The sequence below is a fragment of the Ruegeria sp. B11 genome (assembly GCF_056539785.1).
Genome location: NZ_JBQFVO010000002.1, coordinates 542,532 through 567,831, shown reverse-complemented (window position 1 = coordinate 567,831; position 25,300 = coordinate 542,532). Strand labels below are relative to the sequence as shown.

At 56.8% G+C, this 25,300-nt stretch carries 28 protein-coding genes; 20 read left to right on the top strand and 8 right to left on the bottom strand.

All coding sequences use genetic code 11. The features are described from left to right. Nucleotide 1: 1 nt before the first annotated feature. Together ACR0I1_RS10320 and ACR0I1_RS10315 are read left to right on the top strand one after the other, a co-directional pair. Nucleotides 2-1,093, top strand: a complete 1,092-nt coding sequence (locus ACR0I1_RS10320) for an aromatic ring-hydroxylating oxygenase subunit alpha (protein ID WP_170394282.1) — start codon at nt 2-4, stop codon at nt 1,091-1,093. 198 nt (nt 1,094-1,291) lie between these two features. Then, complete coding sequence (locus ACR0I1_RS10315; protein ID WP_480436495.1) at nt 1,292-1,678, top strand: carboxymuconolactone decarboxylase family protein; 387 nt, start codon at nt 1,292-1,294, stop codon at nt 1,676-1,678. Nucleotides 1,679-1,764: 86 nt separating this feature from the next. Here the strand turns inward: ACR0I1_RS10315 and ACR0I1_RS10310 are convergent, their stop codons facing one another. Next, the gene (locus ACR0I1_RS10310) at nt 1,765-2,058 is read right to left on the bottom strand and encodes a hypothetical protein (RefSeq protein WP_170646977.1); all 294 of its coding nucleotides are present in this window, start codon (nt 2,056-2,058) and stop codon (nt 1,765-1,767) included. Nucleotides 2,059-2,276: 218 nt separating this feature from the next. On the opposite strand from ACR0I1_RS10310, the gene phnC reads away from it, so the two are divergent. The 5 genes from phnC (at nt 2,277) to ACR0I1_RS10285 (ending at nt 6,942) form a co-directional block, all read left to right on the top strand. Continuing rightward, nucleotides 2,277-3,092 carry a phosphonate ABC transporter ATP-binding protein gene (phnC, locus tag ACR0I1_RS10305; protein WP_170394291.1) on the top strand — a complete coding sequence of 272 codons (816 nt, stop codon included), beginning with the start codon at nt 2,277-2,279 and terminating at the stop codon, nt 3,090-3,092. A gap of 58 nt (nt 3,093-3,150) precedes the next feature. Further along, a complete protein-coding gene (phnD, locus tag ACR0I1_RS10300; RefSeq protein ID WP_170611738.1) occupies nt 3,151-4,062 on the top strand; it encodes a phosphonate ABC transporter substrate-binding protein in 912 nt (303 codons plus the stop codon). A 65-nt stretch (nt 4,063-4,127) separates the two neighbouring features. Further along, nucleotides 4,128-5,003: a phosphonate ABC transporter, permease protein PhnE gene (gene phnE, locus ACR0I1_RS10295; RefSeq protein WP_170407651.1), complete on the top strand. Its 876-nt coding sequence runs from the start codon at nt 4,128-4,130 to the stop codon at nt 5,001-5,003. Continuing rightward, the gene (phnE, locus tag ACR0I1_RS10290) at nt 5,000-6,325 is read left to right on the top strand and encodes a phosphonate ABC transporter, permease protein PhnE (RefSeq protein ID WP_170407654.1); all 1,326 of its coding nucleotides are present in this window, start codon (nt 5,000-5,002) and stop codon (nt 6,323-6,325) included. The genes phnE (ACR0I1_RS10295) and phnE (ACR0I1_RS10290) overlap by 4 nt, the downstream gene beginning before the upstream one ends. After that, nucleotides 6,325-6,942, top strand: coding sequence for a DapH/DapD/GlmU-related protein (locus ACR0I1_RS10285; RefSeq protein WP_170407658.1), 618 nt, complete (start codon nt 6,325-6,327; stop codon nt 6,940-6,942). The genes phnE (ACR0I1_RS10290) and ACR0I1_RS10285 overlap by 1 nt, the downstream gene beginning before the upstream one ends. Here the strand turns inward: ACR0I1_RS10285 and phnF are convergent. Next, entirely contained in the window at nt 6,939-7,658 is a 720-nt protein-coding gene (phnF, locus tag ACR0I1_RS10280) for a phosphonate metabolism transcriptional regulator PhnF (protein ID WP_170509522.1), read from the bottom strand. The two genes, ACR0I1_RS10285 and phnF, sit on opposite strands and share 4 nt — an antisense overlap. An 81-nt stretch (nt 7,659-7,739) precedes the next feature. On the opposite strand from phnF, the gene phnG reads away from it, so the two are divergent. The 7 genes from phnG to phnN are packed head-to-tail and all read left to right on the top strand — an operon-like array spanning nt 7,740 to nt 12,696. Continuing rightward, nucleotides 7,740-8,195: a phosphonate C-P lyase system protein PhnG gene (phnG, locus tag ACR0I1_RS10275; RefSeq protein WP_170394307.1), complete on the top strand. Its 456-nt coding sequence runs from the start codon at nt 7,740-7,742 to the stop codon at nt 8,193-8,195. Beyond that, entirely contained in the window at nt 8,195-8,758 is a 564-nt protein-coding gene (gene phnH / locus ACR0I1_RS10270; protein WP_480706280.1) for a phosphonate C-P lyase system protein PhnH, read from the top strand. Before phnG ends, phnH begins: the two co-directional genes overlap by 1 nt. Next, complete coding sequence (locus tag ACR0I1_RS10265) at nt 8,758-9,846, top strand: carbon-phosphorus lyase complex subunit (RefSeq protein WP_480706278.1); 1,089 nt, start codon at nt 8,758-8,760, stop codon at nt 9,844-9,846. The genes phnH and ACR0I1_RS10265 overlap by 1 nt, the downstream gene beginning before the upstream one ends. After that, entirely contained in the window at nt 9,843-10,694 is an 852-nt protein-coding gene (locus ACR0I1_RS10260; RefSeq protein ID WP_480706276.1) for an alpha-D-ribose 1-methylphosphonate 5-phosphate C-P-lyase PhnJ, read from the top strand. Before ACR0I1_RS10265 ends, ACR0I1_RS10260 begins: the two co-directional genes overlap by 4 nt. Further along, nucleotides 10,691-11,461: a phosphonate C-P lyase system protein PhnK gene (gene phnK, locus ACR0I1_RS10255; protein WP_170394315.1), complete on the top strand. Its 771-nt coding sequence runs from the start codon at nt 10,691-10,693 to the stop codon at nt 11,459-11,461. The genes ACR0I1_RS10260 and phnK overlap by 4 nt, the downstream gene beginning before the upstream one ends. 3 nt (nt 11,462-11,464) lie before the next feature. Next, a complete protein-coding gene (gene phnL, locus ACR0I1_RS10250) occupies nt 11,465-12,148 on the top strand; it encodes a phosphonate C-P lyase system protein PhnL (RefSeq protein WP_170818200.1) in 684 nt (227 codons plus the stop codon). Continuing rightward, a complete protein-coding gene (phnN, locus tag ACR0I1_RS10245; RefSeq protein ID WP_480706275.1) occupies nt 12,145-12,696 on the top strand; it encodes a phosphonate metabolism protein/1,5-bisphosphokinase (PRPP-forming) PhnN in 552 nt (183 codons plus the stop codon). Before phnL ends, phnN begins: the two co-directional genes overlap by 4 nt. Here the strand turns inward: phnN and ACR0I1_RS10240 are convergent. Continuing rightward, nucleotides 12,672-13,343, bottom strand: a complete 672-nt coding sequence (locus ACR0I1_RS10240) for a DUF1045 domain-containing protein (RefSeq protein ID WP_170512023.1) — start codon at nt 13,341-13,343, stop codon at nt 12,672-12,674. The genes phnN and ACR0I1_RS10240 overlap by 25 nt on opposite strands. Here ACR0I1_RS10240 and ACR0I1_RS10235 point away from each other — a divergent pair. From ACR0I1_RS10235 to ACR0I1_RS10225, 3 genes are all read left to right on the top strand, one after another. After that, nucleotides 13,342-14,535, top strand: coding sequence for an alpha-D-ribose 1-methylphosphonate 5-triphosphate diphosphatase (locus tag ACR0I1_RS10235; RefSeq protein WP_480706272.1), 1,194 nt, complete (start codon nt 13,342-13,344; stop codon nt 14,533-14,535). The two genes, ACR0I1_RS10240 and ACR0I1_RS10235, sit on opposite strands and share 2 nt — an antisense overlap. Before the next feature lie 445 nt (nt 14,536-14,980). After that, the gene (locus ACR0I1_RS10230) at nt 14,981-16,129 is read left to right on the top strand and encodes a TolC family protein (RefSeq protein WP_170801719.1); all 1,149 of its coding nucleotides are present in this window, start codon (nt 14,981-14,983) and stop codon (nt 16,127-16,129) included. A 447-nt stretch (nt 16,130-16,576) separates the two neighbouring features. Next, nucleotides 16,577-16,975 (top strand): 6TM ABC transporter family protein, encoded by a 399-nt coding sequence (locus ACR0I1_RS10225; RefSeq protein ID WP_480706270.1) that lies wholly within the window; start codon nt 16,577-16,579, stop codon nt 16,973-16,975. 335 nt (nt 16,976-17,310) lie between these two features. Here the strand turns inward: ACR0I1_RS10225 and ACR0I1_RS10220 are convergent, their stop codons facing one another. Then, nucleotides 17,311-18,435 (bottom strand): metal ABC transporter solute-binding protein, Zn/Mn family, encoded by a 1,125-nt coding sequence (locus ACR0I1_RS10220; RefSeq protein WP_170646963.1) that lies wholly within the window; start codon nt 18,433-18,435, stop codon nt 17,311-17,313. Nucleotides 18,436-18,491: 56 nt separating this feature from the next. Between ACR0I1_RS10220 and ACR0I1_RS10215 the strand changes: the two genes are divergently transcribed. The 3 genes from ACR0I1_RS10215 to ACR0I1_RS10205 are packed head-to-tail and all read left to right on the top strand — an operon-like array spanning nt 18,492 to nt 20,550. Continuing rightward, nucleotides 18,492-19,004: a Fur family transcriptional regulator gene (locus ACR0I1_RS10215; RefSeq protein ID WP_170801717.1), complete on the top strand. Its 513-nt coding sequence runs from the start codon at nt 18,492-18,494 to the stop codon at nt 19,002-19,004. A 2-nt stretch (nt 19,005-19,006) separates the two neighbouring features. Further along, nucleotides 19,007-19,753, top strand: a complete 747-nt coding sequence (locus tag ACR0I1_RS10210; protein WP_480568576.1) for a metal ABC transporter ATP-binding protein — start codon at nt 19,007-19,009, stop codon at nt 19,751-19,753. Then, nucleotides 19,753-20,550 carry a metal ABC transporter permease gene (locus tag ACR0I1_RS10205; protein ID WP_480706267.1) on the top strand — a complete coding sequence of 266 codons (798 nt, stop codon included), beginning with the start codon at nt 19,753-19,755 and terminating at the stop codon, nt 20,548-20,550. The genes ACR0I1_RS10210 and ACR0I1_RS10205 overlap by 1 nt, the downstream gene beginning before the upstream one ends. 14 nt (nt 20,551-20,564) lie before the next feature. Here ACR0I1_RS10205 and ACR0I1_RS10200 read toward each other — a convergent pair whose 3' ends face one another. The 4 genes from ACR0I1_RS10200 to ACR0I1_RS10185 form a co-directional block, all read right to left on the bottom strand. Continuing rightward, nucleotides 20,565-21,146 carry a helix-turn-helix domain-containing protein gene (locus ACR0I1_RS10200; protein ID WP_480706265.1) on the bottom strand — a complete coding sequence of 194 codons (582 nt, stop codon included), beginning with the start codon at nt 21,144-21,146 and terminating at the stop codon, nt 20,565-20,567. A 147-nt stretch (nt 21,147-21,293) separates the two neighbouring features. After that, the gene (locus ACR0I1_RS10195; protein ID WP_480706263.1) at nt 21,294-22,073 is read right to left on the bottom strand and encodes a carnitinyl-CoA dehydratase; all 780 of its coding nucleotides are present in this window, start codon (nt 22,071-22,073) and stop codon (nt 21,294-21,296) included. A 3-nt stretch (nt 22,074-22,076) separates the two neighbouring features. Further along, nucleotides 22,077-24,092 carry an acetate--CoA ligase family protein gene (locus tag ACR0I1_RS10190; RefSeq protein ID WP_480706261.1) on the bottom strand — a complete coding sequence of 672 codons (2,016 nt, stop codon included), beginning with the start codon at nt 24,090-24,092 and terminating at the stop codon, nt 22,077-22,079. A 7-nt stretch (nt 24,093-24,099) separates the two neighbouring features. Then, nucleotides 24,100-25,260, bottom strand: coding sequence for an acyl-CoA dehydrogenase family protein (locus tag ACR0I1_RS10185; RefSeq protein ID WP_480562055.1), 1,161 nt, complete (start codon nt 25,258-25,260; stop codon nt 24,100-24,102). Nucleotides 25,261-25,300 lie beyond the last annotated feature (40 nt).

Below are 25,300 nucleotides of genomic sequence, written 5' to 3'. Positions count from 1 at the left end.
TATGACTGTCCTGCCAACCCACTCGCTCGAGGCCCGGTACTATACGGATCCTGACATATTCGACAAAGAGATGAACGGCCTGTTGTGCAGAACTTGGCAATACGCTGGTCATGCGGCAGATATCCCAAATGTAGGCGATTACTTTGCGTTCGAAATCGCTGGTCAGAACCTTTTTGCCATTCGCGGACGCGACAATCTTGTCAGGACTTTCTACAACGTGTGCCAGCATCGTGCGCATGAAATGGTGACCGGAACCGGAAATACCCGTGTAGTGGTCTGTCCCTATCATCAGTGGACCTATGAGCTGACTGGCGGCCTGCGGTCTGGACCGAACATCAAGAAAGTTCCCGGTTTTGATCGCGCGAAAATCTGTCTGACCGAAGTACGGACCGAAGACTTCCTCGGGTTCATCTTTGTCAATTTGGACGATAACGCGGCAACGATGGACGAATGGTATCCCGGCGTCCGGGACGAGTTGTCTGAGTTCGTGCCGAACACTAACGCTCTGGCCCCCTTAGAGTGGGTGGAAATTCCCGAAAACTGCAATTGGAAGGTTTCGATCGAGAATTACTCGGAATGCTATCACTGCCCAACTAATCACCCGACCTTTGCCGAAGGCGTGATCAAACCGGAAACCTATGACATTCAGCCCGATGTGTCGGGAGGTTACGTGCTGCGTCACACGACCGAGTGCCAAAGCCTCGAAAAGATGACCTATCCGATTGATCTGGAAAGCAACAAGCACGCGGGCGACTATCAAAGCTGGTTCCTGTGGCCGATGTTCTCGTTCCAATGCTATCCGGGAAATGTTCTGAACACCTATCATTGGCGGGCAAATACAGTGGACAGCTGTACCGTCTGGCGCGGGTGGTACACAGAAGGCGGTCATGAAAGCGACGTGATCCGTGGCCTTGCCACTCAGGATCGCGAAACGACTGTGGCCGAGGATATTCGGTTAGTGGAATCCGTTCACCGCGGCCTGAAATCCAAAGGGTACAAACCGGGACCGCTGGTGCTTGATCCGGCCTGTGGCGTCATGAGCGAGCATTCCGTTGCGAAGCTTCAACAATGGATGCGCGAGGCGATTGAATAACGTTACGTGCTGTGGATGGGCCAGATAAGACATCACCGAAGCCAACGCTGTGCCAAAGGGCACACCCGACCAGAACGACGCGATCGAGCCCCTTGCCTTCGGTGGTGGGGTTGGTTGTAAGTCAGGGACGGCGGCTTTAGCGGAATATCGAGCCAGGACCGACTAAGTTGCAGATCGGTCGTTTCACCTGAGGAGAGAATGATGGACGACAACCTGTTTGAACATGGCCTGAAGCAGCGCAAGTCGACGCTGGGCGCCGAGTATGTTGAGAAGAACCTGGCAGCGGCGGATGATTTTACCCGCTCATTCCAAGAGAACATGACTGCTTGGTGCTGGGGCTTCGGCTGGGGGGATGACACGATCGATCACAAGACCCGTTCGATGATGAACCTCGCTATGATTGGGGCACTCGGCAAGATGCATGAATGGGAAATCCACTGTAACGGCGCGTTGAACAATGGTGTCACCAAAGAGGAAATCCGATCAATCATTCATGTGATCGGCATTTATTGTGGCGTCCCGCAGTCTCTTGAATGCTTCCGTGTCGCTCGCAAAGTCCTGACCGAACGTGGGCTGCTGGACTGATCTGATCCCTTCGCGAGATCTTCAGAAGGAACGACACAATCAGCGAGATTGCGCGTCTGCAGTTCGCGCGGTCTGCTGACACCTGCCTAAGCCGGGTCTGGCACCTCACCTTGCCAATGGTCCCCCATCGCGACGATGCATGAAGTGCCGTTGGCGTAGTTCTGAACGATCATCCAGTCTCCGCTTGTGCGTTTGACCCAAACCTCCAGCATCGTTTCGGGATCGCGCAAACCCATGCCCTGACGTTCGGCCCCCAGAACCTGTTTCAGTGTCTGTGCCATCCGCGCGCTGTCATCACAGCTGACATCCGCCATTTTAGACTGCGCAGTAGAAGGCACCACAAGGCATAGAAGAAGAAGGCTGGCATGAAGACGGGTCATAGGTGAAGGTTAGTTCTTTCTGCGCTCAAGCGTAACAGTTTTATGACGCCCTGTGGATAAAACTCGCGCAGAGTCCTGCGAGAAACGCCACACACTGCAGAACCAGGCAATCATCGCGCCTGTCACAAATCTTTCGCGTAGATGTAAACGAAACGATTCAAAAGCGTCACGAAGCTTTTGATTTGACGTTCTATCCGCCTCGCAACGATGGGGGCGATATGCTGAGAATTGAAAAGCTGACCAAAAAGTTTGGTGACAAACGGGCCGTGGATTCGGCGAATATTGTTGTCGACAAGCCAACCATGATCGGGATTATAGGCAGCTCCGGGGCTGGAAAATCCACGCTTTTGCGCATGGTCAACCGTCTGAGCGATGCAACGACCGGCACAATTACTTTTGAAGGCGAAGAGATCTCTGCGCTTCGCGGTGCTGCCAAACGCGAATGGCAATCGCGCTGTGCGATGATCTTCCAGCAGTTCAATCTTGTACCGCGCATGGATGTCGTCTCGAACGTTTTGCATGGCACGCTGAACAGGCAATCGACCTTTTCGACGATGTTCAACCTGTACCCGCGGTCGGATATTCATAAGGCGATTGAAATTCTGGATCGGCTAGGCATTGCCGAGCAAGCACCCAAACGAGCCGAAGCCTTATCAGGCGGCCAGCAGCAACGCGTCGCCATCGCCCGCGCGCTGATGCAGGACCCGAAGATCATTCTGGCGGATGAGCCGATTGCCTCGCTGGACCCAATGAATGCACAGGTTGTGATGCAGTCGCTGCGGGCCATTCACGAAGAAGACGGCCGAATGGTCATTGCTAATCTGCACACGTTGGATACCGCGCGTCGCTACTGCGACCGGGTCATCGGAATGCGTGATGGTCGGATTGTGTTCGACGGCACCCCTGCGCAGCTGACCACGGGCGTAGCGCGCGACATCTACGGTGCAGGCGCGGACTTTTCCGAGGCCGCAACCTCGACCGAGATCGAAACACTGGACAGGCCCGAGGTCCGCGAAGCGGAAGCCTACGTCTGAGCCATTTCCCCCCCGCGTCCGTCGCGGGCCACCTTCATCTAACCGAACGGAGAAAATGATGAAAAAGACCCTCGCACTGTCGTTTGCCGCCACGACTGTATTGAGCACTGCTGCTCTTGCCGAAGAAATCACCGAGTTTCGCATTGGCATCCTCGGTGGTGAAAATGCCCAGGACCGCATGAACTCGTACCAGTGTCTTGCAGACTATACCTCTGAGGCGTTAGGCGTTGAGACCAAGCTATTCGCCCCGGCGGACTACAACGGTGTGATACAGGGCCTGTTGGGCGGTACACTCGACATGGCATGGCTGGGTGCCTCTTCTTACGCGGCCACCTATCTGCAAGACCCCGAAGCAGTTGAGCCCGTTCTGATCAAGGTCAATGTGGATGGTTCAATCGGGTATCACTCGATTGGGTTCGCCCGCAAGGATAGTGGCGTCACCTCACTGGACGACATGAAAGGCAGAGTGTTTGGGTTTGGAGATCCGAACTCGACCTCAGGTTATCTGATCCCGTCGATCGAAATCCCGCAATACAAAGAAGGTATCACCATGGAGTCGGGTGAGTATTTCGGTGAGGTCAAATTCACTGGTGGCCACGAGCAGACGATCGTCGCTGTGAATAATGGCGACATTGATGGTGGTGTGACCTGGGCCGATGGTCAGGGCAACTGGGAAGATGGATACAATTCTGGTGCCCTGCGCAAAGCGGTTGACGCAGGTCTTGTCGACATGAACGACATGGTCCAGATCTGGAAATCGAACGTTATCCCCGAAGGCCCTGTGGTTCTGCGCAAGGCGTTGCCTGCCGATGTCCGTGCGACCATGACAGATCTTGTCGATGGCCTGCACGAGCGTGACCCCGATTGCGCTTATGGTGTGGCGGCAGGCGAGACGCTGGGTTTCCAGCCGGTATCGCATGACACCTACATCTCGATTGTTGAGGCCCGCAAAGCCAAAATCGGTGGCTAACGCGCGCACATGACGTTTCCGGCAACCCATTGGGGTTGCCGGTCTTTATTCATTCGGGGCTCGGGATGGCAGATTTATCAATCGGTGCGGCGCCAGGCGGCGTTGAGACCATTCAATCCAGCTATATGGCACAAGTTCACAAGCGCAGGCTTTATGGCGGGCTGACGCTGCTGATCTTTGTGGTCCTGATGGTATCAGGTTTCAACATTGCGGATTCCCGAAACGCGGGTGGGTTCTGGGACGGATTGCATCAGATCGGTGATTACCCGGCGGATGTGCTGTCTGAAGCTTGGGAAAAGCGGGCCGATCTGCCTGGCCTGATCGTGAAGTACATCCCTGCACTGGTTGAGACGGTGAACATTGCCGCAGTTTCCACGTTGATCGGGGCCATCGGTGGTCTGATCCTGTCGCTTCTTGGCACACGCGGGCTGGCGAAATGGCCGGGTCTAATCCCGGTCTTCCGGCGTATCTCGGATGTTATGCGCGCAGTGCCGGAAATCGTTATCGCGCTTGTGCTGATCTTTGTCCTTGGCGGCGGGCCGGTGCCGGCGATGATCGCCATCTCAATCCACACCGCTGGGGCGCTTGGCAAAATGTTCTCGGAAGTGTCCGAAAACGCGGATCTGAAACCGGTTGAGGGGTTGGCTTCGACCGGGGCGACTTGGTCGAAACAGATGATGCTGGGTATCCTGCCACAGGTCGCGCCAAACTATATCAGCTACACGTTGCTGCGATTTGAGATCAATATTCGCGCTTCTGCCATCCTGGGCTTCGTCGGCGCGGGAGGGTTGGGTTACGAACTGCGCAATGCCATGGCTTGGGGTCCGGGTCGTTTTGACGAGGCCGGCGCGATTTTCATCCTGCTATTCAGCACCATCGTATTCTTCGATCAGGTGTCCAGCCGCTACCGCAACCGTCTGACCGAAGGGCAGGGCCAATGACCACAATTGATTGGAACTTCGGGCTGGACGGGGCCAAGCTTGACGCCGAAAAGCTATTTCAGCGTAAACGATTGATCGGTTTTAGCATCCCTGTCGTGATCCTCGTTTATCTCACCTACATCTTCTTTGCCTTCGACCTGCCGGGCCTTGCGCAACGTGCCAATCTGGACAACGCCGTTACACTGGCTTCTGATAGCTGGTCACACAAAGTGCATGTCACACGCAATAATCAGAGCGGTGAAGTGACCTATGCTGTTGAGGGCGAGCGTAAGGGCACTTATCCCGAGGGTAAACGTCCCGACTGGGTATCGGGTGAAGAGGTGACGACGATCGATCTGGGCCGCAATCATATCGTGCGGTTCCTGTCTGACAACCGGACCGAGATTGAAATACCCGACTTCCAGCTGATCGAAGTGCAGGCCAAGGGACGCCGCCTGACGACAAATCTGCCCTCTGAACTGCCCGACTGGATTTCCGCATCTGAACGGCGTGTTGGCGTCACAACGCCTGAGGGCCGGATCACCATGACGGGCGCTCGGACTGAAGTGTTCAACTATTTCCCGGGTTGGGAGCTGTTCTGGTTCACGCTTGACAGTCCCTACCACGGCCATGGGATTGGAGAGATCCTGTTTGGCGCGCAGATCGATCCAAGCCGTTCGAATATCGCAGGCGCAATCTCTGACTGGTGGAACAACGCGATGTGGCGGCATAAGGATGTGGCCTGGGCCATCGGAGAAACGATCCTGATGGCATTTCTGGGTACGATGGGTGCCGCGATGATCGCGCTGCCATTGGCCTTTCTCGCCGCCAAACGGTTTTCGCCGATCATGTTGCTTCGCGCCGCAACGCGCCGTCTTTTCGACTTTGTGCGCGGTGTGGACGCATTGATCTGGACTGTGGTTCTGGCTCGGGCCTTTGGCCCCGGACCATTGACCGGCGCGTTGGCGATTCTGATTACCGACACGGGCACGTTTGGCAAAATCTTCTCGGAGGCGTTGGAAAACGTTGATCAGAAACAGATCGAGGGGGTGTCCTCGACCGGGGCTAAACCGCTACAGCGATACCGGTTCGGGGTGATCCCGCAGGTTGTTCCCGTGCTGCTGGCCCAGATTCTATATTTCCTCGAGTCCAATACACGTTCGGCAACGATCATCGGTGCGATCACCGGTGGCGGCATCGGACTGATGCTGACGCAAGCCATCCAGACGCAGAAAGATTGGGAAGAGGTCGCCTATTACATTGTCCTGATCATCATCATGGTGATGTTCATGGATTGGGCCTCGGGCTGGTTGCGCGGCAAGCTGATCGGGCGGAAAGACTGATGGCGCGGCTTTCAGCGGAACAGCCCTGCATTCACCCCGAATGTGAGATTACCGAAAGCACGTTCGGGGCCTATGTTGAAATCGGCAAGGGCAGTCGCGTCGTACATACAAAAATGGGCGACTACAGCTATTGCGATCGTTATGCCGACATCGCCAACGCGAAGGTCGGTAAGTTCGCCAACATCGCCGCGTTTTCGCGGATCGGCGCGACTGATCACCCGCTGCACACGGCGTCCTGTCACCATTTCCTGTATCGCTCGAACGATTATTGGGACGATGCGGATCGGGACGAGGTGTTTTTCAGTCACCGCAAATCCCGAATTGTCCATATCGGGAACGATACATGGATTGGCGCAGGCGCGATGATAAAGCCCGAGGTCACACTGGGTGACGGGGCTGTTGTGGCTGCGGGTGCCTTGGTGACGAAGGATGTAGACCCCTACACAATTGTTGCCGGTACACCTGCAAGACCCTTGCGACTGCGTCAGCCACGACACATCGCCGATCGGTTGATCGCATTGGCCTGGTGGAATTGGTCTCATGACAAGTTGCGGTTGGCGCTCGACGATTTCCGTGCTCTGACGGCTGATGCGTTTCTGGAGAAATACGAGCCTTAACTCTCAAGGGTCAGTGTCACCCGATCTCCAACAAACCAGGTTCGGCCAAATTCAACCGGTTGTCCCTTTTCGTCCACATTCACCCCGGATGATCTGAGAAGCGGGTCCCCTTCAGAGACCTGCAGATGTAGCGCTTGGGTGGCCGTCGCGCGCGTGGCCGTCAGCCGGGTTGAGGCCCGAGTATAGTCAGTGACGCCCGACCTGTTTAACGCCTCGGTAACGCTGCTGGTCTCTTGCAGCGCAGCAGTGATGCCAGGCAGGCGCTCAAGGGGAAACATGCTTTCAAACACGGCAATCGGGTGCCCGTCCGCCAATGAGAGGCCGTGATACGCACAGATCTGATCACCGGGTGAAACGGTCAGTGCGGTGGCCTCGCCCTCGGTCGCTGCCCGTTCTTCAACATGAAGCACCCTCTTTTCTGGTCTGCGACCAGCAGCGATGAGGTTTTCATGGAATCGCACCCGCGAGCCGATGGGGTAATCGGTGGGCGTGGCTGCCACAAAAGCGCCCGCGCCCCGGCGCGTTCGGATTAGGCCCTCATCCACAAGGGCCGAGATGCCGTGACGCACCGTATGGCGGTTCACACCGAACCGCTCTGCCAGTGCCGCTTCGGTTGGCAGCTTATCACCCGGGCCATAGCGCCCTTCGGCCATATCGCTGCGAAGTGCGTCGGCGATGGCCTTCCAGATCGGGGTTTTGGTGGGAGTGTCACGCAAGTTTCACAAAATTCCTCTGTCTGACGGCGGCAAATATGATAAGATGTGTATAGTTGTATAGTATATGGAAAAGTTGTCGAGATGAAAGACACTTTTGATGAAAACGCGGACCGGAAGGCTTGGATGAGCCTGCTGGCCAAAGCGCCGGAGGGACGCGTGGCCGCCCTGTTGGATGCAGCGATGCCTCGCCCCGGCTTCACATGGCTGCGTGCTCCTGAGATTGGCAGCACCATGGTTCGGGCTCGCGCAGGTGGGACTGGTGCGCCGTTCAATCTGGGCGAAATGACGGTAACACGCTGTGCGCTGACTCTGGGAGCGGGCGAAGTCGGACATGCCTATATACAAGGCCGTCGGAAAGAAGATGCCGAAGTCGCCGCGCTAGTTGATGCACTGATGCAGACAGATGTGTCTGATCTGTTGCGCACAAAAGTGCTGACCCCTTTGCGAGATGAGCTGACCAATGCAAAGGCCGCGCGTGCCGCCAAAGCCGCAGCCACTAAGGTTGATTTCTTCACCATGGTACGAGGAGAGGATTGATGCAGTCAGAAGCCCTGATCGGCGGTTTCAAGGATCCCGCGATCCAATCTGCCCACGCCTTTCGCAGCGTGATGGAAGCAATGGCGCGTCCCGGTACCGTGCAAGAGATTTCTGGCGCAGTTCCTCCGGCCCCAATGTCACCAGCAGCGGGTGCGGTGTTGTTGACGCTTTGCGACACTGAGACGCCGGTTTATCTGGCAGGTGCGCTGGATTGCGACGCCGTACGCAGCTGGCTTGCATTCCACACCGGCGCACCGCTGACCGGCCCGTCGCATTGTATGTTTGCCATTGGTGCGTGGTCGGATCTTGGACCATTGAACGCATACCCGATCGGGACGTCCGAATATCCGGATCGCTCTGCCACGTTGATCGTGGAATGCCCCGAACTCATCGCTTCAGGGGCGACTCTGACAGGTCCGGGCATCAAGGATAAAGCCGCGCTTTCATTGTCCGAGCTTGAGGCGTTTCAGCAAAATCAGATGCTATTTCCCCTAGGGCTCGACTTCATCTTCACGAATAGCAGCCGCCTAGCGGCTTTGCCAAGAACGACCGAGGTGTCCTGATGTATGTCGCAGTAAAAGGCGGTGAGCGCGCGATTGAGAACGCCCACGCCTGGCTTGCCGAAGAACGCCGTGGTGATACCGATGTGGCGGAACTGAGCATCGCGCAAATCCGCGAACAGCTTAGCCTGGCGGTCAATCGTGTCATGGCCGAAGGCTCGTTGTTCGATCCTGATCTGGCCGCACTTTCGATCAAGCAAGCACGAGGCGATCTGATTGAGGCCATCTTCTTAATCCGCGCCTATCGAACCACGTTGCCACGCTTTGGCGCATCCGCGCCTGTTGATACCGCGGCAATGGCTTGCGACCGGCGCATTTCGGCAACCTTCAAGGATTTGCCGGGCGGGCAGGTGCTTGGGCCGACCTTCGACTACACTCATCGCTTACTGGATTTCAAACTGGCTGCTGATGGTGAGGTGCCCAAAGCCCCAGCGCGCGAAGCTGAACTGGGTGAAGTGCCGCATGTCACGGATTTCCTCAATCGCGAAGGCCTGATCGAGGAAGCGCCGCATGACGATACGCCGCCACCTGATCTGACCCGCGAGCCGATTGAAATGCCCGCCGATCGCGCCCTGCGCCTTCAGGCGCTGACCCGCGCGGATGAAGGTTTCACCCTCGGTCTGGCGTATTCCACACAGCGCGGATACGCGCGCAATCACGCCTTTGTTGGAGAGCTTCGGATCGGGTCCGTTCCGGTGGAAATGGAGATCCCTGAGCTCGGCTTTGCCATCGAAATCGGTGAGGTCGTTCTGACCGAATGTGAAACGGTTAACCAGTTCAAGGGCTCCAAAACCGAGCCGCCGCAATTCACCCGAGGTTATGGGCTTGTGTTTGGTCAGACGGAACGCAAGGCGATCTCGATGGCTTTGGTCGACCGTGCGCTGCGGTGGGAAGAACTGGGTGAGGATAATGTTGGCGCACCTGCTCAGGATGCCGAGTTTGTTCTCTATCACGCGGACAACATTCAAGCGACGGGGTTTCTAGAGCATATCAAGCTGCCGCATTACGTCGACTTCCAGTCTGAACTGGAACTGGTGCGCAAACTACGCCGCGAGGCTGGCGCGAATCAGGTGCAGGAGGCTGCGGAATGAACGCCTATAACTTTGCTTATCTGGACGAGCAGACCAAGCGGATGATCCGCCGTGCAATTCTGAAAAGTCTGGCGATCCCGGGCTATCAGGTGCCGTTTGCCTCGCGCGAAATGCCCATGCCGTATGGCTGGGGTACGGGCGGTGTGCAGGTCTCGGCCGCTGTGTTGACCCCGGATGACGCGTTCAAGGTGATCGATCAGGGCTCGGACGATACCACAAACGCGGTCTCGATCCGCACCTTCTTTGAGCGCACTGCGGGGGTTGAAACAACCACAACGACAAGCGACGCCTCCGTGATTCAGACTCGCCACCGGATTCCCGAGGAGCCGCTGCAAGAAGGTCAGATCCTTGTCTATCAGGTGCCTATCCCCGAGCCGTTGCGCTTTCTGGAACCGCGAGAGAGCGAAACCCGCAAGATGCACAGCCTTGAGGAATACGGGCTGATGCATGTGAAGCTGTACGAAGATATCAGTCGTCATGGGCATATCGCGACGTCGTATGCTTACCCGGTGAAGGTCGAAGGCCGCTATGTAATGGACCCGTCGCCAATCCCGAAATTCGATAACCCAAAGCTTGGTGATATGGCTGCGATCCAGCTGTTCGGAGCTGGGCGTGAACAACGGATCTACGCGCTGCCACCCTACACGCAGGTTGTCTCACTGGATTTTGAGGATCATCCGTTTGAGGCGTCCAAGGCCGACCAAGCCTGCGGCTTGTGCGGTGCCGAAGACAGCTATCTGGACGAGGTAATCATCGATGACGCGGGTGGGCGGATGTTCGTCTGCTCGGATACCGACTATTGCGAGGCGCGCCAGGCGGCGGGTCACAAAGGAAAGGACGCCGCATGACACCTTTGCTGTCTGTTCGGGACATCACAAAGCGCTATGGCCCAAACATTGGCTGTGCTGATGTGTCATTCGACCTCTATCCCGGCGAGGTCATGGGGATCGTTGGCGAAAGCGGGTCAGGTAAGTCGACACTGCTGAATTGCATGGCCGGGCATCTGACCCCGGATGCCGGAGAGGTTGTGTTCGACACCCGCGCAAAAGGTCCGCAGGACACGGTAACGATGTCCGAGCCCGAGCGCCGGATGCTGAGCCGTACCGATTGGGCCTTTGTCCACCAACATGCACGCGACGGGTTGCGCATGGGCGTCAGTGCCGGTGGGAATGTAGGTGAACGGCTGATGGCCGTTGGAGAGCGTCACTATGGCGACATACGTGACAAGGCCACGGATTGGCTGCAACGAGTGGAGATCGATGCCTCCCGTGTGGATGATCGCCCGACGACCTTTTCGGGCGGGATGCAGCAGCGCCTGCAGATTGCACGAAACCTCGTGACCGGTCCTCGGCTGGTGTTTATGGATGAGCCAACGGGCGGTTTGGACGTGTCCGTTCAGGCGCGGTTGCTCGACTTGTTGCGCGGGTTAGTTCGCGACATGGGCTTGTCGGCGATCATCGTCACTCATGATCTGGCCGTGGTGCGCCTGCTGGCAGATCGGTTGATGGTGATGAAATCGGGCCGCGTGGTCGAGGCAGGCCTGACCGATCAAGTGCTGGATGACCCGCAACACGCCTATAGCCAACTTCTTGTCAGTTCCGTTTTGCAGGTGTGAGCAATGATTGAGCTTAATAACGTCTCAAAGACTTTCACCCTCCATAATCAAGGCGCGGCCGTGATTGAGGTTTTGAATGATGTATCCTTCTCGGTCTCTCCGGGCGAATGCGTAGCGCTGACGGGCGCGTCTGGAGCGGGCAAGTCCACCCTCATGCGTATGATCTATGGCAACTATCTGGCCCGAAGCGGAGAAATTCGCATCGGTGATGTGGATATCGTGCAGGCAGAGCCTCGGACAGTTATCGCCCTGCGCCGCGAGGTTCTGGGTTATGTCAGCCAGTTTCTTCGCGTGGTTCCGCGCGTGCCCACCGTCGATGTGGTGGCCGAGCCGCTGCGGGCTGTGGGCATTTCCGCTGCTGACGCGAAGGCGCGGGCTGAAGCTCTGTTGCGGCAACTGAACATTCCTGAGCGGCTCTGGACCCTTTCACCGACTACCTTCTCGGGTGGTGAACAGCAGCGTGTCAACATCGCACGCGGGTTCGCCCATTCTTATCCCGCGATGCTGTTGGATGAGCCGACTGCCAGTCTGGATGCGGCCAATCGCGAGGTTGTTCTAAGGCTCATCGAAGAGGCAAAGGCGCGTGGTACTGCAATCATCGGCATCTTTCACGACGAAGCGGCTAGGGCGCGCGTTTGTGATCGCGAAATCGACGCCAGTCAGTTTTCGCCCGAGGTCGCGGCATGACCCGGGGTCGCCTCATCGCTGTGGTTGGCCCGTCGGGGGCTGGCAAAGACAGTGTGATGCTAGGGCTTTGTGACTTGTTGCCCGATTTGCATTTGGTGCGCCGCGTCATCACCCGTGCACCAGAGTTGGGCGGGGAAGACTATGACGCCGTCGAACTCGCCGAATTTGAAGAAATGGCGGTGAATGGTGCCTTTGCGGTGCATTGGGTTGCTCATGGGCTTTGCTACGGGATACCGGTTGCTGTCAAAGATCGGCTGAGTGATGGCGCAGATTGTCTGGCAAATTTCTCCCGTAAAGCTCTGCTCGAGGCCGCAGAAAAATTCCCACGCTTCATTGTCCTGAATATCACCGCGAAGCCGGAAACTCTTGCTCGGCGTTTGGCGACTCGCGGCCGAGAAAGCGATAGTGAGATTGCAAATCGGCTTGCTCAGGCAGAAAAACCCTTGCCCGATGGGTTGGACATTATCACCATTTCCAACGATGGCCCACTGGCCGAGACGGTTGCGCGCGCCGCAGGGGTCCTTCAACCAGCGAGCGCGTACCGATGAATAAGCTCGAAACGCCCATCAATGCGCTCGCCGCACAAGGCAATTTGGTCGATGACGAAGGGCTCGGGCAAGGCTGGCAAATGGCGGCGCAGCGCCTCGGTCCATACAGGAATATCACCATTCGGCAGCCGACCTGTCAGCGTCATGTGAAACCGAAACTCGTCCATCACATAGGGATAACCCCACTCGATCAACAGTGCGTCCTGACGTTGGCTCAGCCTTGCACCGCGCCGCCGCTCAAGTTCAGCCTCGTTGGTTGGGGCGCGAAACGGGTCAAGCTCACGTACACAGGCCGCAGCAATTCTTTGCAAGCCGCTAACATCGCCCTGTGGGGTCAAGGCGAGAAACCGGCCCAGCCTCGTCAGACTCAGCCCTTCACAGCTCGAAGGCGCCAGGCCAGCGGCCATCTCAGACGCCGCCGCTTTCAGGGCTTCAAGCGAATAACCTCCGGCCAGTTGAAAGGGTGGTTTCAGCGTTCCGTGAAAGCCGTATTTGCGCGGTGTCATCGTAACGTCATGCAAATCGGGCAGATCGGGCTGAGGCACTTCGCAGCCCTGCACGACATCCCATCCCAGCCAGCGCGCGCCGAACTGTTCCAATGGTCCTTCGGGCGGCACGTAGTAGATTGCAAATCGAGAGTATGACATGAATTCCCCTTTTCCCGCGCCCTCTTTGGCAAAGGCTTGTGACAGCGATATGTCAGATAATCTGTGCCTTGCGAATGCCCAGCTTGTTATGCCCGATCGGGTAGTAACCGGTTCGGTGACAATCGAACAGGGCGTCATTTCCGAGATCACCGAAGGGGATCATGTTCCGACCGGCGCAGTCGATTGTGCAGGTGATTACATCCTTCCGGGACTGGTCGAGCTGCACACCGACAATATCGAACGTCATATCGAGCCTCGCCCGGAAGTGGACTGGCCTCATCTTCCGGCCCTGATCGCGCATGATAGCGAGCTGGCCTCGACCGGAATCACAACCGTGTTCGACGCCATGCGAGTAGGTTCCATTCACAGCGGCAAGGGCCGTTACATCGATTATGCCCGCAAACTGGCGGACGAACTGTTGTCGGCGCGCGCCGCAGGCTATTTCAAGATCAGCCATTTCCTTCACCTGCGGGCCGAGATCTGCTCGGAGACACTGCTTGAGGAATTGGCGACCTTCGGGCCGGAAGACAGGGTTGGCATTGTCAGTCTGATGGACCACACGCCGGGTCAACGCCAATTCAGCGATCTGAGTGCATTGAAGACCTATGTCGCCAAAAAGCGCGGTATGACCGACGCCGATTTCGTTGCACATGTCGAGAACCTGCGTGGTCTGCAGCAGCGTTTCGGAGAAAAGCACGAAGCCGGTGCAGTGATCGAGGCCGCCCGTCTTGGCGCCGCGCTTGCCAGCCATGACGATACCACGGCGCAGCATGTCGAAAAATCGTCCGAAAATGGTGTGGCTTTCGCCGAGTTCCCAACCACGTTCGAGGCGGCCGAGGCCTGCCGTACCCGCAACATCGCCGTCATGATGGGTGCCCCGAATCTGATCCGTGGCGGCTCGCATTCCGGCAATGTCGCGGCTGAAGATCTTGCAAAGGCCGATCTTCTGGAAATTGTGTCTTCCGACTATGTGCCTTCTGCGCTACTGCTGTCGGCTTTTCATCTTGCCAGTGTTTGGGACGACCTGCCACGTGCTGTGGCCACGGTTACACGTAATCCTGCAATGGCTGTCGGTCTTGATGACCGTGGCATCCTGAATGTAGGTCTGCGCGGTGACGTTCTGCGTGTGCGTCGCATGGGTCAAACACCAGTTTTGCGCGGTGTCTGGAGCCAAGGCAACAAGGTTGGATGAGTTGTGATTGGTTGAATCAAACTTGCCGAACAGAACATGGCTGGCGGCCGAAAGCTCGCGGATTATCAGATGGGATCTGCGCCCTTGCTCCGCTTGATTTTTCTGGACCCGCATCTTGATAAACTGATGTCGTGCCAGAACATTAAACTCGTAAAGAATATGGTTACTTTTTTACCGCACTTTCTCCTGTAACGCAAAATGCGGGCAACAAGTTCCACGATTAACTGACTGGAAATTTGTTGCTTATCTCAGAGTTGAAATCAGGAGCTTTGGCGGGATGAGGGCATGGTTGTCGGTTGTGATAGCCACTATTATTTTGGCGGGCTGCAGTCAGGATTTACAGGGAACCAAGTCCTTTGATCCCGGGGCGACACCAGCCCCCGCTCCCTTATCGGGGGGGAATAATCTGAAGGGAAATGTCGCACGCACTGAATTCGCTGAGTTGGTGCGAAGGTCTGTCGCGACATCGCCCACTACCGCAGCCGGAGCCGCCAGCGTTCTGGCTTCGAAATCCCGCATTGATGCCGAGCAAGGCGCGTTCCTGCCGCAGATCGAGGCCGAGACATCCCTGACGTCCGATGGGGATACAGTACCGATCCTGCGGCTTAGCCAGATCATCTATGATGGTGGCAAAGTCTCGGGTCGTGTGGGTTTGCGTCAGATTGAAGCCCGGCAGACCTGGTTAAACGAATTGTCTGAGCTGAGCGCGCTGAGCTTCGAGGCCATCGAAACCATAATTGATCTGGATCGAAATCGCCGCCTCGAAGAACAAGCCCAGCAGAATCTGGATCGTACGGACGTTTTGGTCAGCGACCTCCAGTCCCGCTTTGATGCCGGGGCCGGGTCGGTGGCAGATTTGCTGGCGGGGCAGGGGCGGAAGTCTAACGCCGAGACAGAATTAGCGCAGGCTCAGACGGATGTGGAACTGGCGACGGCAACATGGGTCGAAGTCTTCGGAACGCGACCCGACATAATTCCGACCATCCCCCCCGCACCCATTCTGGCAGCGGCCACCTCGCAGCAAATGGTTGCACGCAGCCCGCGTCTGCGTACTCAGGTCGCCTTCAGTCAAGTGCGTGCGCAAGAGGTTGTGGTTGCTGAACGAGCGACCCGCCCAACACTCTCTGCGATTCTTGAGACAGATTTCGACCAGGGTAGTATCGACGACGGTGTGCAGGCCCGATTGGGTGTAACGGTCCCGATTTACCAAGGGGGATCCGCGCGCGCCAATGTCGAAACCGCAAGGGCGAATCTTCAACAAAGCCGGGCTGATGAAGAAGAATTGCGGCGCGAGTTGCAACGTAATCTCTCCCAGGCCTTGGAAGAGACCAATTCAATCCAGCGACGGCTCGCCACAGCCCGGCGCGCTGTCGAGATCAATGAGCAAGCGCTGGATGCAGCTCGTGGACAGTTTGATATCGGGCGCAGCACGCTGGTACAGATATTGGATGCGTTGCGCGAGTTGAATCTTGCGCAGGTTCGGGTGATCCAGCTTGAGGCCCAGGCACGTCGTGCAGAATATGCCGTGCTGGCGGTCACGGGCGATATCCTGGACGCGTTGGGTGTTGCACAGCCGACCGATCCAACCTTGTGATATCCGTCATGAACCCGACTGCGACTAACCCGCTGAATACGCACCTCCGACTTCTGACAGAGCATTTGGGTCTTGGGTTGTCCGAGGTGGATATCTTTCGGGTGTTCTAGGGCAATGAAGTCGCCTAGGCGGTCAGCGCAGTGGAAACGGTGGGCTAAAGGCGGGTTTCGGGAAAGCGCGGTTGCTGAAACTGGAGCCGAACTTGTTTCTGGTCCTGGCGTTTGATGCAGCTGTGCAATCTTTCGCGTTTCTGGATCGAGAAGACACCAACGCTTTCTTGTGATCGATGCCAGCAGCGGATTCAGCGATCCTCAGATCTGGCGGCGACAGGAAACACGACTGCGCAAGACACGCTGGATATTGCGCGCATAATGCTCGCGCCGTTCGGACGAGGACCGCTCTGCCCCGCAAGGCCAATGGTTTTGGTCTGCGTTTAGCGATCTGCGCGTGGTCTACATTCAGAATATGTTGGCGGCGTTGGTGATAAGTGTGCTTGGGCCGACGACGTCGCTGTTCACCATGGTCGTTCATGACCCCATTCTGCCAAACGAAGTGGTTGATAGCTTGCTGGCTCTGGTCGTCGGGGTTGGCCTTGCACTGTTGTTCGATTTCCTGATCAAGAACCTGCGGACACGGTTCATCGATACAGCGGGAAAATGGGCGGACCTGAAGATCACCGAACGGCTGTTCAATCAGTTGATGGTGCTTATAATGAAAGCCCGGGGCGGGCAGAATGGACGCATGGCCTCGATCCTTCAGGACTTTGAAGTCGTGAGGGATTTCTTTACGTCTGCCTCGCTGGTTGCTTTGGTCGATCTGCCCTTCCCGTTCGTATTCGTGGCGTGATCTAGGCGATTGGCAGGCCGCGACAGGCGATTGCGATCGCGTCGCGCGCGAGACTTGAGGCTCAGATATCCGGACAAGAATTTGATCTTCCCGACCGTACAGGTGTGGAGGCGGCGTTTCTGGAGGAATAGATTGGCGTGATCCAACCTCTGGTCGAGCGCGGCATCGAAAGTCCGCTGGCGATGATTGACTTGCGCCGGCAGCTTAGCCGCCAAATTGGACAGCTTAGAGAGGCCGGTAGCCGAATACTGATGACTTTGTTGGAACGATGAGCGGAGAACTCTGTCTGATTTCAGCCTGGCCAGAACCAACTCCCAACCAGGCTGTTGATTGAGTCAAAGGCACTCAGACAGTGTTTTGGCCAGATTGCGGATGAGTTGCGGGTACAGATTTACTCCGGGTTCCAGATCAGATCCCAGCGGGTCCATGATGCCGGTTTTAGCTTCGGTGCCGTCGAGAACGGTTGCGACAATTCCGGGGTTGAACTGGGGTTCAGCCATGACACAATCCACACCTTCGTCGCGGATACGCCCCTGAATTTCGGCGATCCTTGCCGGGCTTGGATCGGTCGCATCGCTGAGGGAAATTGCACCCGAGGCCGGGAAGCCAAAGGCATCTTCGAAATATTGATAGGCATCGTGGAACACGATGAAGCTGCCACCTTTGACCGGCGCCAGCGTTTCGGCCACTTCCGCAGACAAAGCAGCCATTTCTTCACGCGCAGCTGCCGCATTTGCAAAATAAGCACCTGCGTTGTCTGGGTCAGCCGAAGAAAGCTGCGCCGCGATCGTTTTCAGCCAGATTTCTGCGTTGACCGGAGAGAGCCAGGCGTGCGGATCATGTTCGCCATGCGCGTGGCCCTCATGGTCGTCATGTCCGGCGTGGTCCTCATGATCATCGTGGTCATGCTCATCCGCATGCTCTTCGTCATGATTATGATCATCATGCTCTTTGTCCTCGGCATGATCCTCGTGATCGTGGTCATCGTCTTTTGCATGATCGTCGTGGTCGTCGTGATCATGACCATCATCCTCAGCATGGTCGTGATCGTCATGATTGTCATCCCCATGATCTTCGTCGTCGCCATGGTCATGCGCTTCGAACAAAGCACTTTCACGGAAATCGAGCAGAACCGTTCCGTCCGACTCAAGCAACACCGTAACAGTCGCCCCGTCGCTGAGCGTCTCGACAGCGCCTTCCATCCACGGGGTCAGGTCCTCGCCAATCCAGAATACCAGATCTGCCTCTTGCAGTGCGGCTGCTTCTGACGGACGAAGTTTGTATTCGTGTGGCGAGGCACCGGGCTGCACTATCAATTCAGGCGTTCCTACCCCCTCCATCACCCGGGCCACGAGTGAGTGAACGGGTGCGATGTCAACCGCAACCTTGGGTGCATCCGCCATGGCGGTTCCGCCCATCAATGCAGCGGTAATCGATAGTGGGAGCAGCTTTCTGGACATCAGACCCTCTGTGTGATTTTATAACGTTACGAGCGGCATATATGATATGGTATAACATGACAAGTGAGATGCACTCCATTTCGGTTGGTGAAGATGCGCCGGTAGGATTTCAGGAGCATGATCACAAGAATTGCGTCGAAACGGCGTTGGCCACAGCGGATGCTCGGTGCAGGGAAGAAGGGTTGCGGCTAACCCCTGTGCGGCGAAAAGTTCTTGAAATGCTGTTGCAAGATCACAAGTCGCTTGGGGCTTACGCTATACTTGATCGTTTGCGCGAAGCCGGTTTTGGCTCGCAGCCGCCGGTGGCTTATCGCGCGCTGGATTTTCTGGTCCAGTACGGGTTCGTCCATAAGATTGAACGTTTGAACGCCTTTGTGGCCTGCTCTCATCCCGGAGAGGTCCATTCCCCGGCCTTCATGATCTGCAGAAAATGCGACGCTGTCGCCGAAGCTCAGTCGGCACCGTCCAATGGCGTCCTCGGCGCAGCCGCGCGCGCGGCGGGTTTCGAAATCGAGCGAACCGTTGTAGAAGCCGAGGGACTCTGCCCAGACTGCACCGAGAAGGCGTAGACATGACCCTGATCACCGTTGAAAATCTCAGCGTGCGTTATGGCGCGAATACCGTTCTGCGCCATGTCGGCATGACGATTGAGGCTGGTGAAATCGTGACGATCGTTGGTCCAAACGGATCGGGAAAGACCAGCCTGTTGCGTGCCGTCATTGGCGCGACCAAGCCTGCGGAAGGTAAGGTTACACTGAAGCCTGGGCTAAAAATCGGGTATGTCCCCCAAAAACTGCACATTGATCCGACCCTGCCGATATCAGTCGAAAGATTCATGCGTCTGACGGATCGTGTCTCTAGGCTTCAATGTACAGAAGCGCTTGAAACTGCTGGGGTGCCGGATCTGCTAAAGCGCCAAATGTCGCAATTGTCAGGCGGACAGTTTCAGCGCGTTTTGCTGGCGCGAGCGTTGATCAATCGGCCCGACGTTCTGCTTTTGGACGAAGCCACTCAGGGTCTCGACCAACCGGGGTCGGCGGCGTTTTATCGTCAGATCGAGGAGGTCCGGCGTGAAACCGGATGCGCCATACTGATGATCAGCCATGAATTGCACGTGGTCATGAGCGCGTCGGACAGGGTGATCTGTCTCAATGGTCATGTGTGCTGCCAAGGGTCCCCCGCAGTCGTAGCTTCGGCCCCGGAATATCGGGCCCTGTTCGGAACGGGTACCGGAGGCGCACTGGCCCTCTATCGCCATGATCACGACCATGATCACGATCACGATCACTGTGAAACCTCTCAGGAAGCCGCAGAATAATGCTGGATGATTTCATGACGCGCGCGACGTTTGCAGGTGTTGGCGTTGCTTTTGCTGCGGCACCACTGGGGTGTTTTGTTGTCTGGCGTCGAATGGCCTATTTCGGGGATGCCACCGCCCATGCGGCAATCCTGGGTGTCGCTTTGTCGCTGACGTTTCAGTTGTCCGTCTTTACTGGGGCGCTAGCTGTTGCACTTGCGATGGCACTTACCGTGACACTGTTGTCCGGACGTGGTTACGCGATGGATACACTGCTGGGCGTTCTAGCACATTCTGCACTTGCCTTCGGTCTAGTCGCCGTATCTTTCCTGTCCGGTGTTCGCATCGACCTGATGGCCTATCTCTTCGGTGATATTCTGGCCGTGTCACGCACCGATCTGGTTGTGATCTGGGGGGGCGCAGCGCTTGTCGTGGCCCTGATCGTATGGCGCTGGTCGCAGCTATTGACAGCGACCATGAATGAAGAGCTGGCCTATGCCAGCGGCTTTGACCCCAAGCGAGAGCAGTTGATCCTGACGCTGTCTCTGGCAGTTACAGTGGCCGTGGCGATAAAGGTCGTAGGTGTTCTACTGATTGCTGCAATGCTGATCATCCCGGCGGCGGCTGCGCGCAGTTTGGCCAGATCTCCGGAAGCGATGGCTTTGATTGCGGCGGCGATTGGTGCATTTTCCGCAATCGCCGGGCTACGGGCTGCTTACATATTTGATACGCCTGCAGGGCCATCCATTGTTTGTGTTGCTGCAGTAGTGTTCGCGTGTTTCAGCCTGATCGGATGGCAAACGCGGCGTGGAGCCTAGGGCATCTGCAAAGATCAATGCGGTCGCGTCGACACGGTCACGAATTCAATTTCGTCTGACAGGATGACCCGTACCCCATGTGGGAGCTTGGCGTCGAAGCTGAGCGTGTCACCTTCTGACATCTGGAACTCTTCGGTCCCACAGCCATAGATGGCGCTGCCTTCAATCATGTAGATGAAGACGTAGCCTTCGTGCTGATAGTTAGGCAACTTGCGTTGGTCTTGTTTTGAGATGCGGATGCGTGCGGATTGGAATGACCCGCTAGGCCCGCTGTGTTTGCCGAGCAGTAGATAGTCATGGGCATGGTCTGGTGTGATACGCCGCGACGGCAACCCGGTTCCCGCCTGAACGTGATGCACATCCGAGGTCGTGTCGGTATGGCTGAACAGCGCCATCAGAGAGACAGATAGTGCATCTGCCAACGCGTGTAAGGTACTAAGGGACGGCGAAACATGACCATTTTCGATTCGGCTGATCATGGGCGCGGAAACCTTTGACTGCGCAGCAAGTTCGGTCACCGTGAGCTGACGTTCCTGTCGCAAACGCTGCAGGGTTCGCCCGATCTCAAGTTCTGGTTCTGTTTTCTTGTCCTGCATCGGGCCGCTTTGACATTCCTTCTTCCAGTTAAAGTAGCTGTGGCCTGAATTGCAGGATAGTAAAAGTGTGTTCTGACAAAAAACAAGCTTAGCTGAGCGATTGGCGCAAAACTGCGCCAATGCGATGAAGGCAGCGGTGTTTTGAACTTATTTTCCTTTCCAGACCGGATCACGCTTTTCAGCGAAGGCCTTTGCGCCTTCAAGCTGATCCTCGCTGGAATAGAGGATATCGACGGTGCGCAGCTGGCGCTTGGTGATGCGGTTCATGGCGTCCTGAAATTTGCTGTCTTCAGCTTCGCGCACGACCTCTTTGATTGCAGCATAAACCAGCGGAGGACCCGAGGCGAGCAGACGCGCCAATTCCCAGGCACGATCCAACAGTTGATCGGCAGGCAGGACTTCATTGACCAAGCCCCAACGCTGACCTTCTTCGGCATCGAACCAGCGTCCAGTCAGCAATAGCTCCATCGCGATGTGGTAGGGAATGCGTTTGGGTAGCTTGACGCTCGCCGCATCTGCAACGGTTCCGGATCGAATCTCAGGTAGGGCAAAAGTTGCGTGTTCAGCGGCCAGGATCATATCGGCGGAAATCGCAAGCTCGAGTCCGCCACCACAGGCAATACCATTGATGGCCGCGATGACCGGTTTGTTCAGATCGCGTAACTCCTGCAAACCGCCAAAGCCACCGACACCATAATCTCCATCTACGGCATCGCCTTCGGCGGCTGCCTTCAGGTCCCAGCCAGGGCAAAAGAATTTATCACCTGCTCCGGTCAAGATCGCGACGCGCAGTTCGGGATCATCGCGAAACTCGGCAAATACCTGCCCCATGATGCGGCTGGTAGCTAGATCGATTGCATTGGCTTTTGGCCGATCCAGCGTCACTTCGAGAATTGCGCCGTCACGGCGGGTCTTGATCGGGTCCATTTCTCAGGCCTTTCTGATGAGCGCATCCACCGCCACCGCCCGGGTGGGCGTGCAGAGAAGCGGGTTGATTTCGACCTCGCCGAGCGTTTCGGCATTTTGCATTACATAGTCTTGAACGGCCTGAATGGCGGCAACGATTTCATCCATATCAGCCGCTGGTTGGCCGCGATAGCCTGACAGCAGCGGCGCGACTTTCAACTCGCCCAGTGCCGCGCGAATACTGCTGGACGTTGCCGGGATCAAAAGCGAGGTGGTGTCGCGCAGTATTTCGGTCAGGACACCTCCGGCACCCAGAGTCAGCACAAAGCCGTGGGCAGGATCCCGCACGACGCCGACGAGTATTTCTGCCACCGCACCTGTGATCATCTCTTCGATCAGAATCTCTTCGGTTCCAATATCCGCTGCCACACCCGCCACATCGGCAGCCTGTACCCCCAGCCGTACAGCGGAATGTTCAGACTTGTGGGCAAGGCCGACACCTTTGACGGCAAAGGGCGCTTCCATCTCGCGCGTCGCGCTTAGGGCTTCTTCGGCGCCTCGGACAGACCTGTTCTGAGGAATGCGCAAACCATGCGCGGCCAGAGCCTGCTTCGCCTCGGCTTCGGTCAGCGTCTGCGTCGCATCTAATGTGCCCGGCAGGCAGATTGGCGTGTCCGAAGGCGCGGCGACTTGAGCCGCCGCGCGTGTAGCGGCAAGCGCTTCACGAAGGCCAATGAAGGGAACTACACCGCCTTCTACCAGGGATTGCGCAGTGTTTTCAGGGAACAATTCGGGCAGTGTAGAAACCACTGCGAAGCGCGCGCCCGTTTCTGCCCGCACCTTTAGTGCCGTGCGTGTCGCGGCAGCCCAATCCGTTGGATCGGTGGTCGGGTAGTCGACGATCGAGAAGGTCATATCCAGGTCGTCGCCTGTCATCCCGGCCCAAGCTTTCGCCATCGCATCTTCATCGCGCCAGATATAGGTGTGGTAATCGAGTGGATTGCTTAGTGCGACCATCGGACCAAGCGCATCGCGCAATCGGGTTTGCTTGTCTCTGGACAGTTCTGGAAATCTGAGGTCAGTGCCGATCGCCATATCTGCGATCAGGCTGGCCTCGCCGCCCGAGCAGCTGATCGAAGCAATGTTGCCCCCCGGCAAAGGCCCATAACAATGCAACAATTTCAGGGTTTCCAGAAACTCGGGCAGCGAGGACAGGCGCGGGATGCCCAGCCGGTTTAGCAAAGCCTGCGCACCCGCATCGCTCCCTGCCAGTGAGGCGGTATGAGAAACTGTTGCTGCTTGCGCCTGTTCGGATGCACCCACCTTAAGTGCGATCAGAGGCACGCCTTTCCGATGTGCCTTGGCAGCAAGGGCCTCCCATTCGCGGATATCCTTGAAGCCCTCGATATGTAAACCGACGGCAGTGACCCGTGGATCATCGATCAGCGACATCGCGATCTCAGCCTGACTGGTCTGCGCCATGTTCCCGCAAGTCACCATATAGGCAATCGGCAGAGCTCGTTTCTGCATAGTCAGGTTGATCGAGATGTTGGAGCTCTGGGTCAGAATGGCAACGCCTCGATCTACTCGAGCAGCTCCATGCTGATCGGGCCACAATAGCGCACCATCAAGCGCATTGATAAAGCCATAGCAGTTTGGCCCAAGAATGGGCATGCTGCCTGCTGCATTGATCAACTCTGATTGCAGATCTCCTCCTGCCTGATCCTCGGCTGCAGCTTCCGAGAAGCCAGAGGCAAAGCAAACTGCGCCGCCGCTGCCCATGTCTGACAGAACCTGAACGGCCTCAACAGTGGCGTGACGGTTGATGCCAACAAAGGCCGCGTCCGGGGACGATGGCAGGTCTTCAATCCGTGCGTAGGCCTTGTGCCCGGCAATTTCATCCGCCTTGGGATGGACAGGCCAGATTTTCCCTGCGTAGCCCATGCGTTCCGACTGCAGGATAACCTGCTGGCACCACGCGCCGCCGCCGATCACCGCGATGGATTCCGGGCGTAGAAGACGGGAGATATCCTTGCTCATTCGGTCCTCAGGCACCAAGGGGCCGCAGCAGATCACGACTGATGATATGCCGCTGGATTTCACTCGTACCATCCCAAATACGTTCTACACGCGCATCCCGCCAGAACCGTTCGATCGGGAAGTCATCCATCAGACCCATGCCACCATAGATTTGCAACGTCGTATCCGTGACCTTTGCCAGCATTTCCGAAGCATAAAGCTTGGCCGAGGCAATCTCGCGATTTGAGGGCAAGTCCTGATCCAGTCGCCATGCGGCCGCGAGCGTCAGCCAGTCAGCAGCGTCGATCTCGGTGATCATGTCGGCGATCTGAAAGCCGACACCCTGAAACTTACCGATCGGCTGGCCGAATTGCTTGCGCTCAGCCGCGTAGTTCAGCGCATAATCAAAACAGCGCCGCGCGCGCCCGACCGAAAAAGCAGCAACCGTCAGGCGCGTTGCATAGAGCCACTCGTTCATCACGGCGAAACCGCCATCGACCTCGCCCAGAACCTGTGTGTCAGGCAGGCGGCAATTGTCAAAATACAGGATATAGTTCTTGTAGCCTTTGTGGCTGACTGAATTGTACCCCTCGCGCACTTCAAAACCCGGCGTACCACGATCTACGAGGAATGTAGTGATCCGCTTTTTAGGGCCTTTGGGAGTTTCATCCACACCTGTTGCGATGAATACGATGAAGAAATCCGCGTGCTCCGCGCCCGAGATGAAGTGTTTCGAACCGTTGACGACCCAGTCTCCTCCATCGCGTACGGCCTGACATTTCATGCCCCGAACATCTGAACCCGCGTCAGGTTCGGTCATAGCCAGAGCATCCATCTTTTCGCCACGCACGGCAGGCAACAAATAGCGTTCACGTTGGTCGGCGTTGCAGGCCATCAGGATATTCTGCGGGCGACCGAAGAAATGGGTCAATGCCATCGAACCTCGGCCGAGCTCGCGTTCGACAAGAGTGAAATCAAGATGCGAGAGACCTGCGCCACCAACTTCTTCGGGGAAGTTACAGGCATAAAACCCCAGTTCGATGCATTTCCGCTTGATTTCGTCTCCCAGCTCTTGCGGCACCTGTCCGGTGCGTTCGACCTCAGCTTCGTGGGGGTAAATCTCGTTCTCAACAAAGCTCCGCACTGTTGAGACGATCATTTCCTGTTCTTCGGTTAAGCCAAATTGCATGACGCGTTCCCCTGATGTCTGATTGGCAATGAAACGTAAT

Coding starts and splice junctions, on each gene's coding strand:
- ACR0I1_RS10320 (WP_170394282.1), top strand. CDS start 2: ATGACTGTCCTGCCAACCCACTCGCTCGAGGCCCGGTACTATACGGAT.
- ACR0I1_RS10315 (WP_480436495.1), top strand. CDS start 1,292: ATGATGGACGACAACCTGTTTGAACATGGCCTGAAGCAGCGCAAGTCG.
- ACR0I1_RS10310 (WP_170646977.1), bottom strand. CDS start 2,058: ATGACCCGTCTTCATGCCAGCCTTCTTCTTCTATGCCTTGTGGTGCCT.
- phnC (WP_170394291.1), top strand. CDS start 2,277: ATGCTGAGAATTGAAAAGCTGACCAAAAAGTTTGGTGACAAACGGGCC.
- phnD (WP_170611738.1), top strand. CDS start 3,151: ATGAAAAAGACCCTCGCACTGTCGTTTGCCGCCACGACTGTATTGAGC.
- phnE (WP_170407651.1), top strand. CDS start 4,128: ATGGCAGATTTATCAATCGGTGCGGCGCCAGGCGGCGTTGAGACCATT.
- phnE (WP_170407654.1), top strand. CDS start 5,000: ATGACCACAATTGATTGGAACTTCGGGCTGGACGGGGCCAAGCTTGAC.
- ACR0I1_RS10285 (WP_170407658.1), top strand. CDS start 6,325: ATGGCGCGGCTTTCAGCGGAACAGCCCTGCATTCACCCCGAATGTGAG.
- phnG (WP_170394307.1), top strand. CDS start 7,740: ATGAAAGACACTTTTGATGAAAACGCGGACCGGAAGGCTTGGATGAGC.
- phnH (WP_480706280.1), top strand. CDS start 8,195: ATGCAGTCAGAAGCCCTGATCGGCGGTTTCAAGGATCCCGCGATCCAA.
- ACR0I1_RS10265 (WP_480706278.1), top strand. CDS start 8,758: ATGTATGTCGCAGTAAAAGGCGGTGAGCGCGCGATTGAGAACGCCCAC.
- ACR0I1_RS10260 (WP_480706276.1), top strand. CDS start 9,843: ATGAACGCCTATAACTTTGCTTATCTGGACGAGCAGACCAAGCGGATG.
- phnK (WP_170394315.1), top strand. CDS start 10,691: ATGACACCTTTGCTGTCTGTTCGGGACATCACAAAGCGCTATGGCCCA.
- phnL (WP_170818200.1), top strand. CDS start 11,465: ATGATTGAGCTTAATAACGTCTCAAAGACTTTCACCCTCCATAATCAA.
- phnN (WP_480706275.1), top strand. CDS start 12,145: ATGACCCGGGGTCGCCTCATCGCTGTGGTTGGCCCGTCGGGGGCTGGC.
- ACR0I1_RS10235 (WP_480706272.1), top strand. CDS start 13,342: ATGAATTCCCCTTTTCCCGCGCCCTCTTTGGCAAAGGCTTGTGACAGC.
- ACR0I1_RS10240 (WP_170512023.1), bottom strand. CDS start 13,343: ATGTCATACTCTCGATTTGCAATCTACTACGTGCCGCCCGAAGGACCA.
- ACR0I1_RS10220 (WP_170646963.1), bottom strand. CDS start 18,435: ATGTCCAGAAAGCTGCTCCCACTATCGATTACCGCTGCATTGATGGGC.
- ACR0I1_RS10215 (WP_170801717.1), top strand. CDS start 18,492: ATGACAAGTGAGATGCACTCCATTTCGGTTGGTGAAGATGCGCCGGTA.
- ACR0I1_RS10210 (WP_480568576.1), top strand. CDS start 19,007: ATGACCCTGATCACCGTTGAAAATCTCAGCGTGCGTTATGGCGCGAAT.
- ACR0I1_RS10205 (WP_480706267.1), top strand. CDS start 19,753: ATGCTGGATGATTTCATGACGCGCGCGACGTTTGCAGGTGTTGGCGTT.
- ACR0I1_RS10200 (WP_480706265.1), bottom strand. CDS start 21,146: ATGCAGGACAAGAAAACAGAACCAGAACTTGAGATCGGGCGAACCCTG.
- ACR0I1_RS10195 (WP_480706263.1), bottom strand. CDS start 22,073: ATGGACCCGATCAAGACCCGCCGTGACGGCGCAATTCTCGAAGTGACG.
- ACR0I1_RS10190 (WP_480706261.1), bottom strand. CDS start 24,092: ATGAGCAAGGATATCTCCCGTCTTCTACGCCCGGAATCCATCGCGGTG.
- ACR0I1_RS10185 (WP_480562055.1), bottom strand. CDS start 25,260: ATGCAATTTGGCTTAACCGAAGAACAGGAAATGATCGTCTCAACAGTG.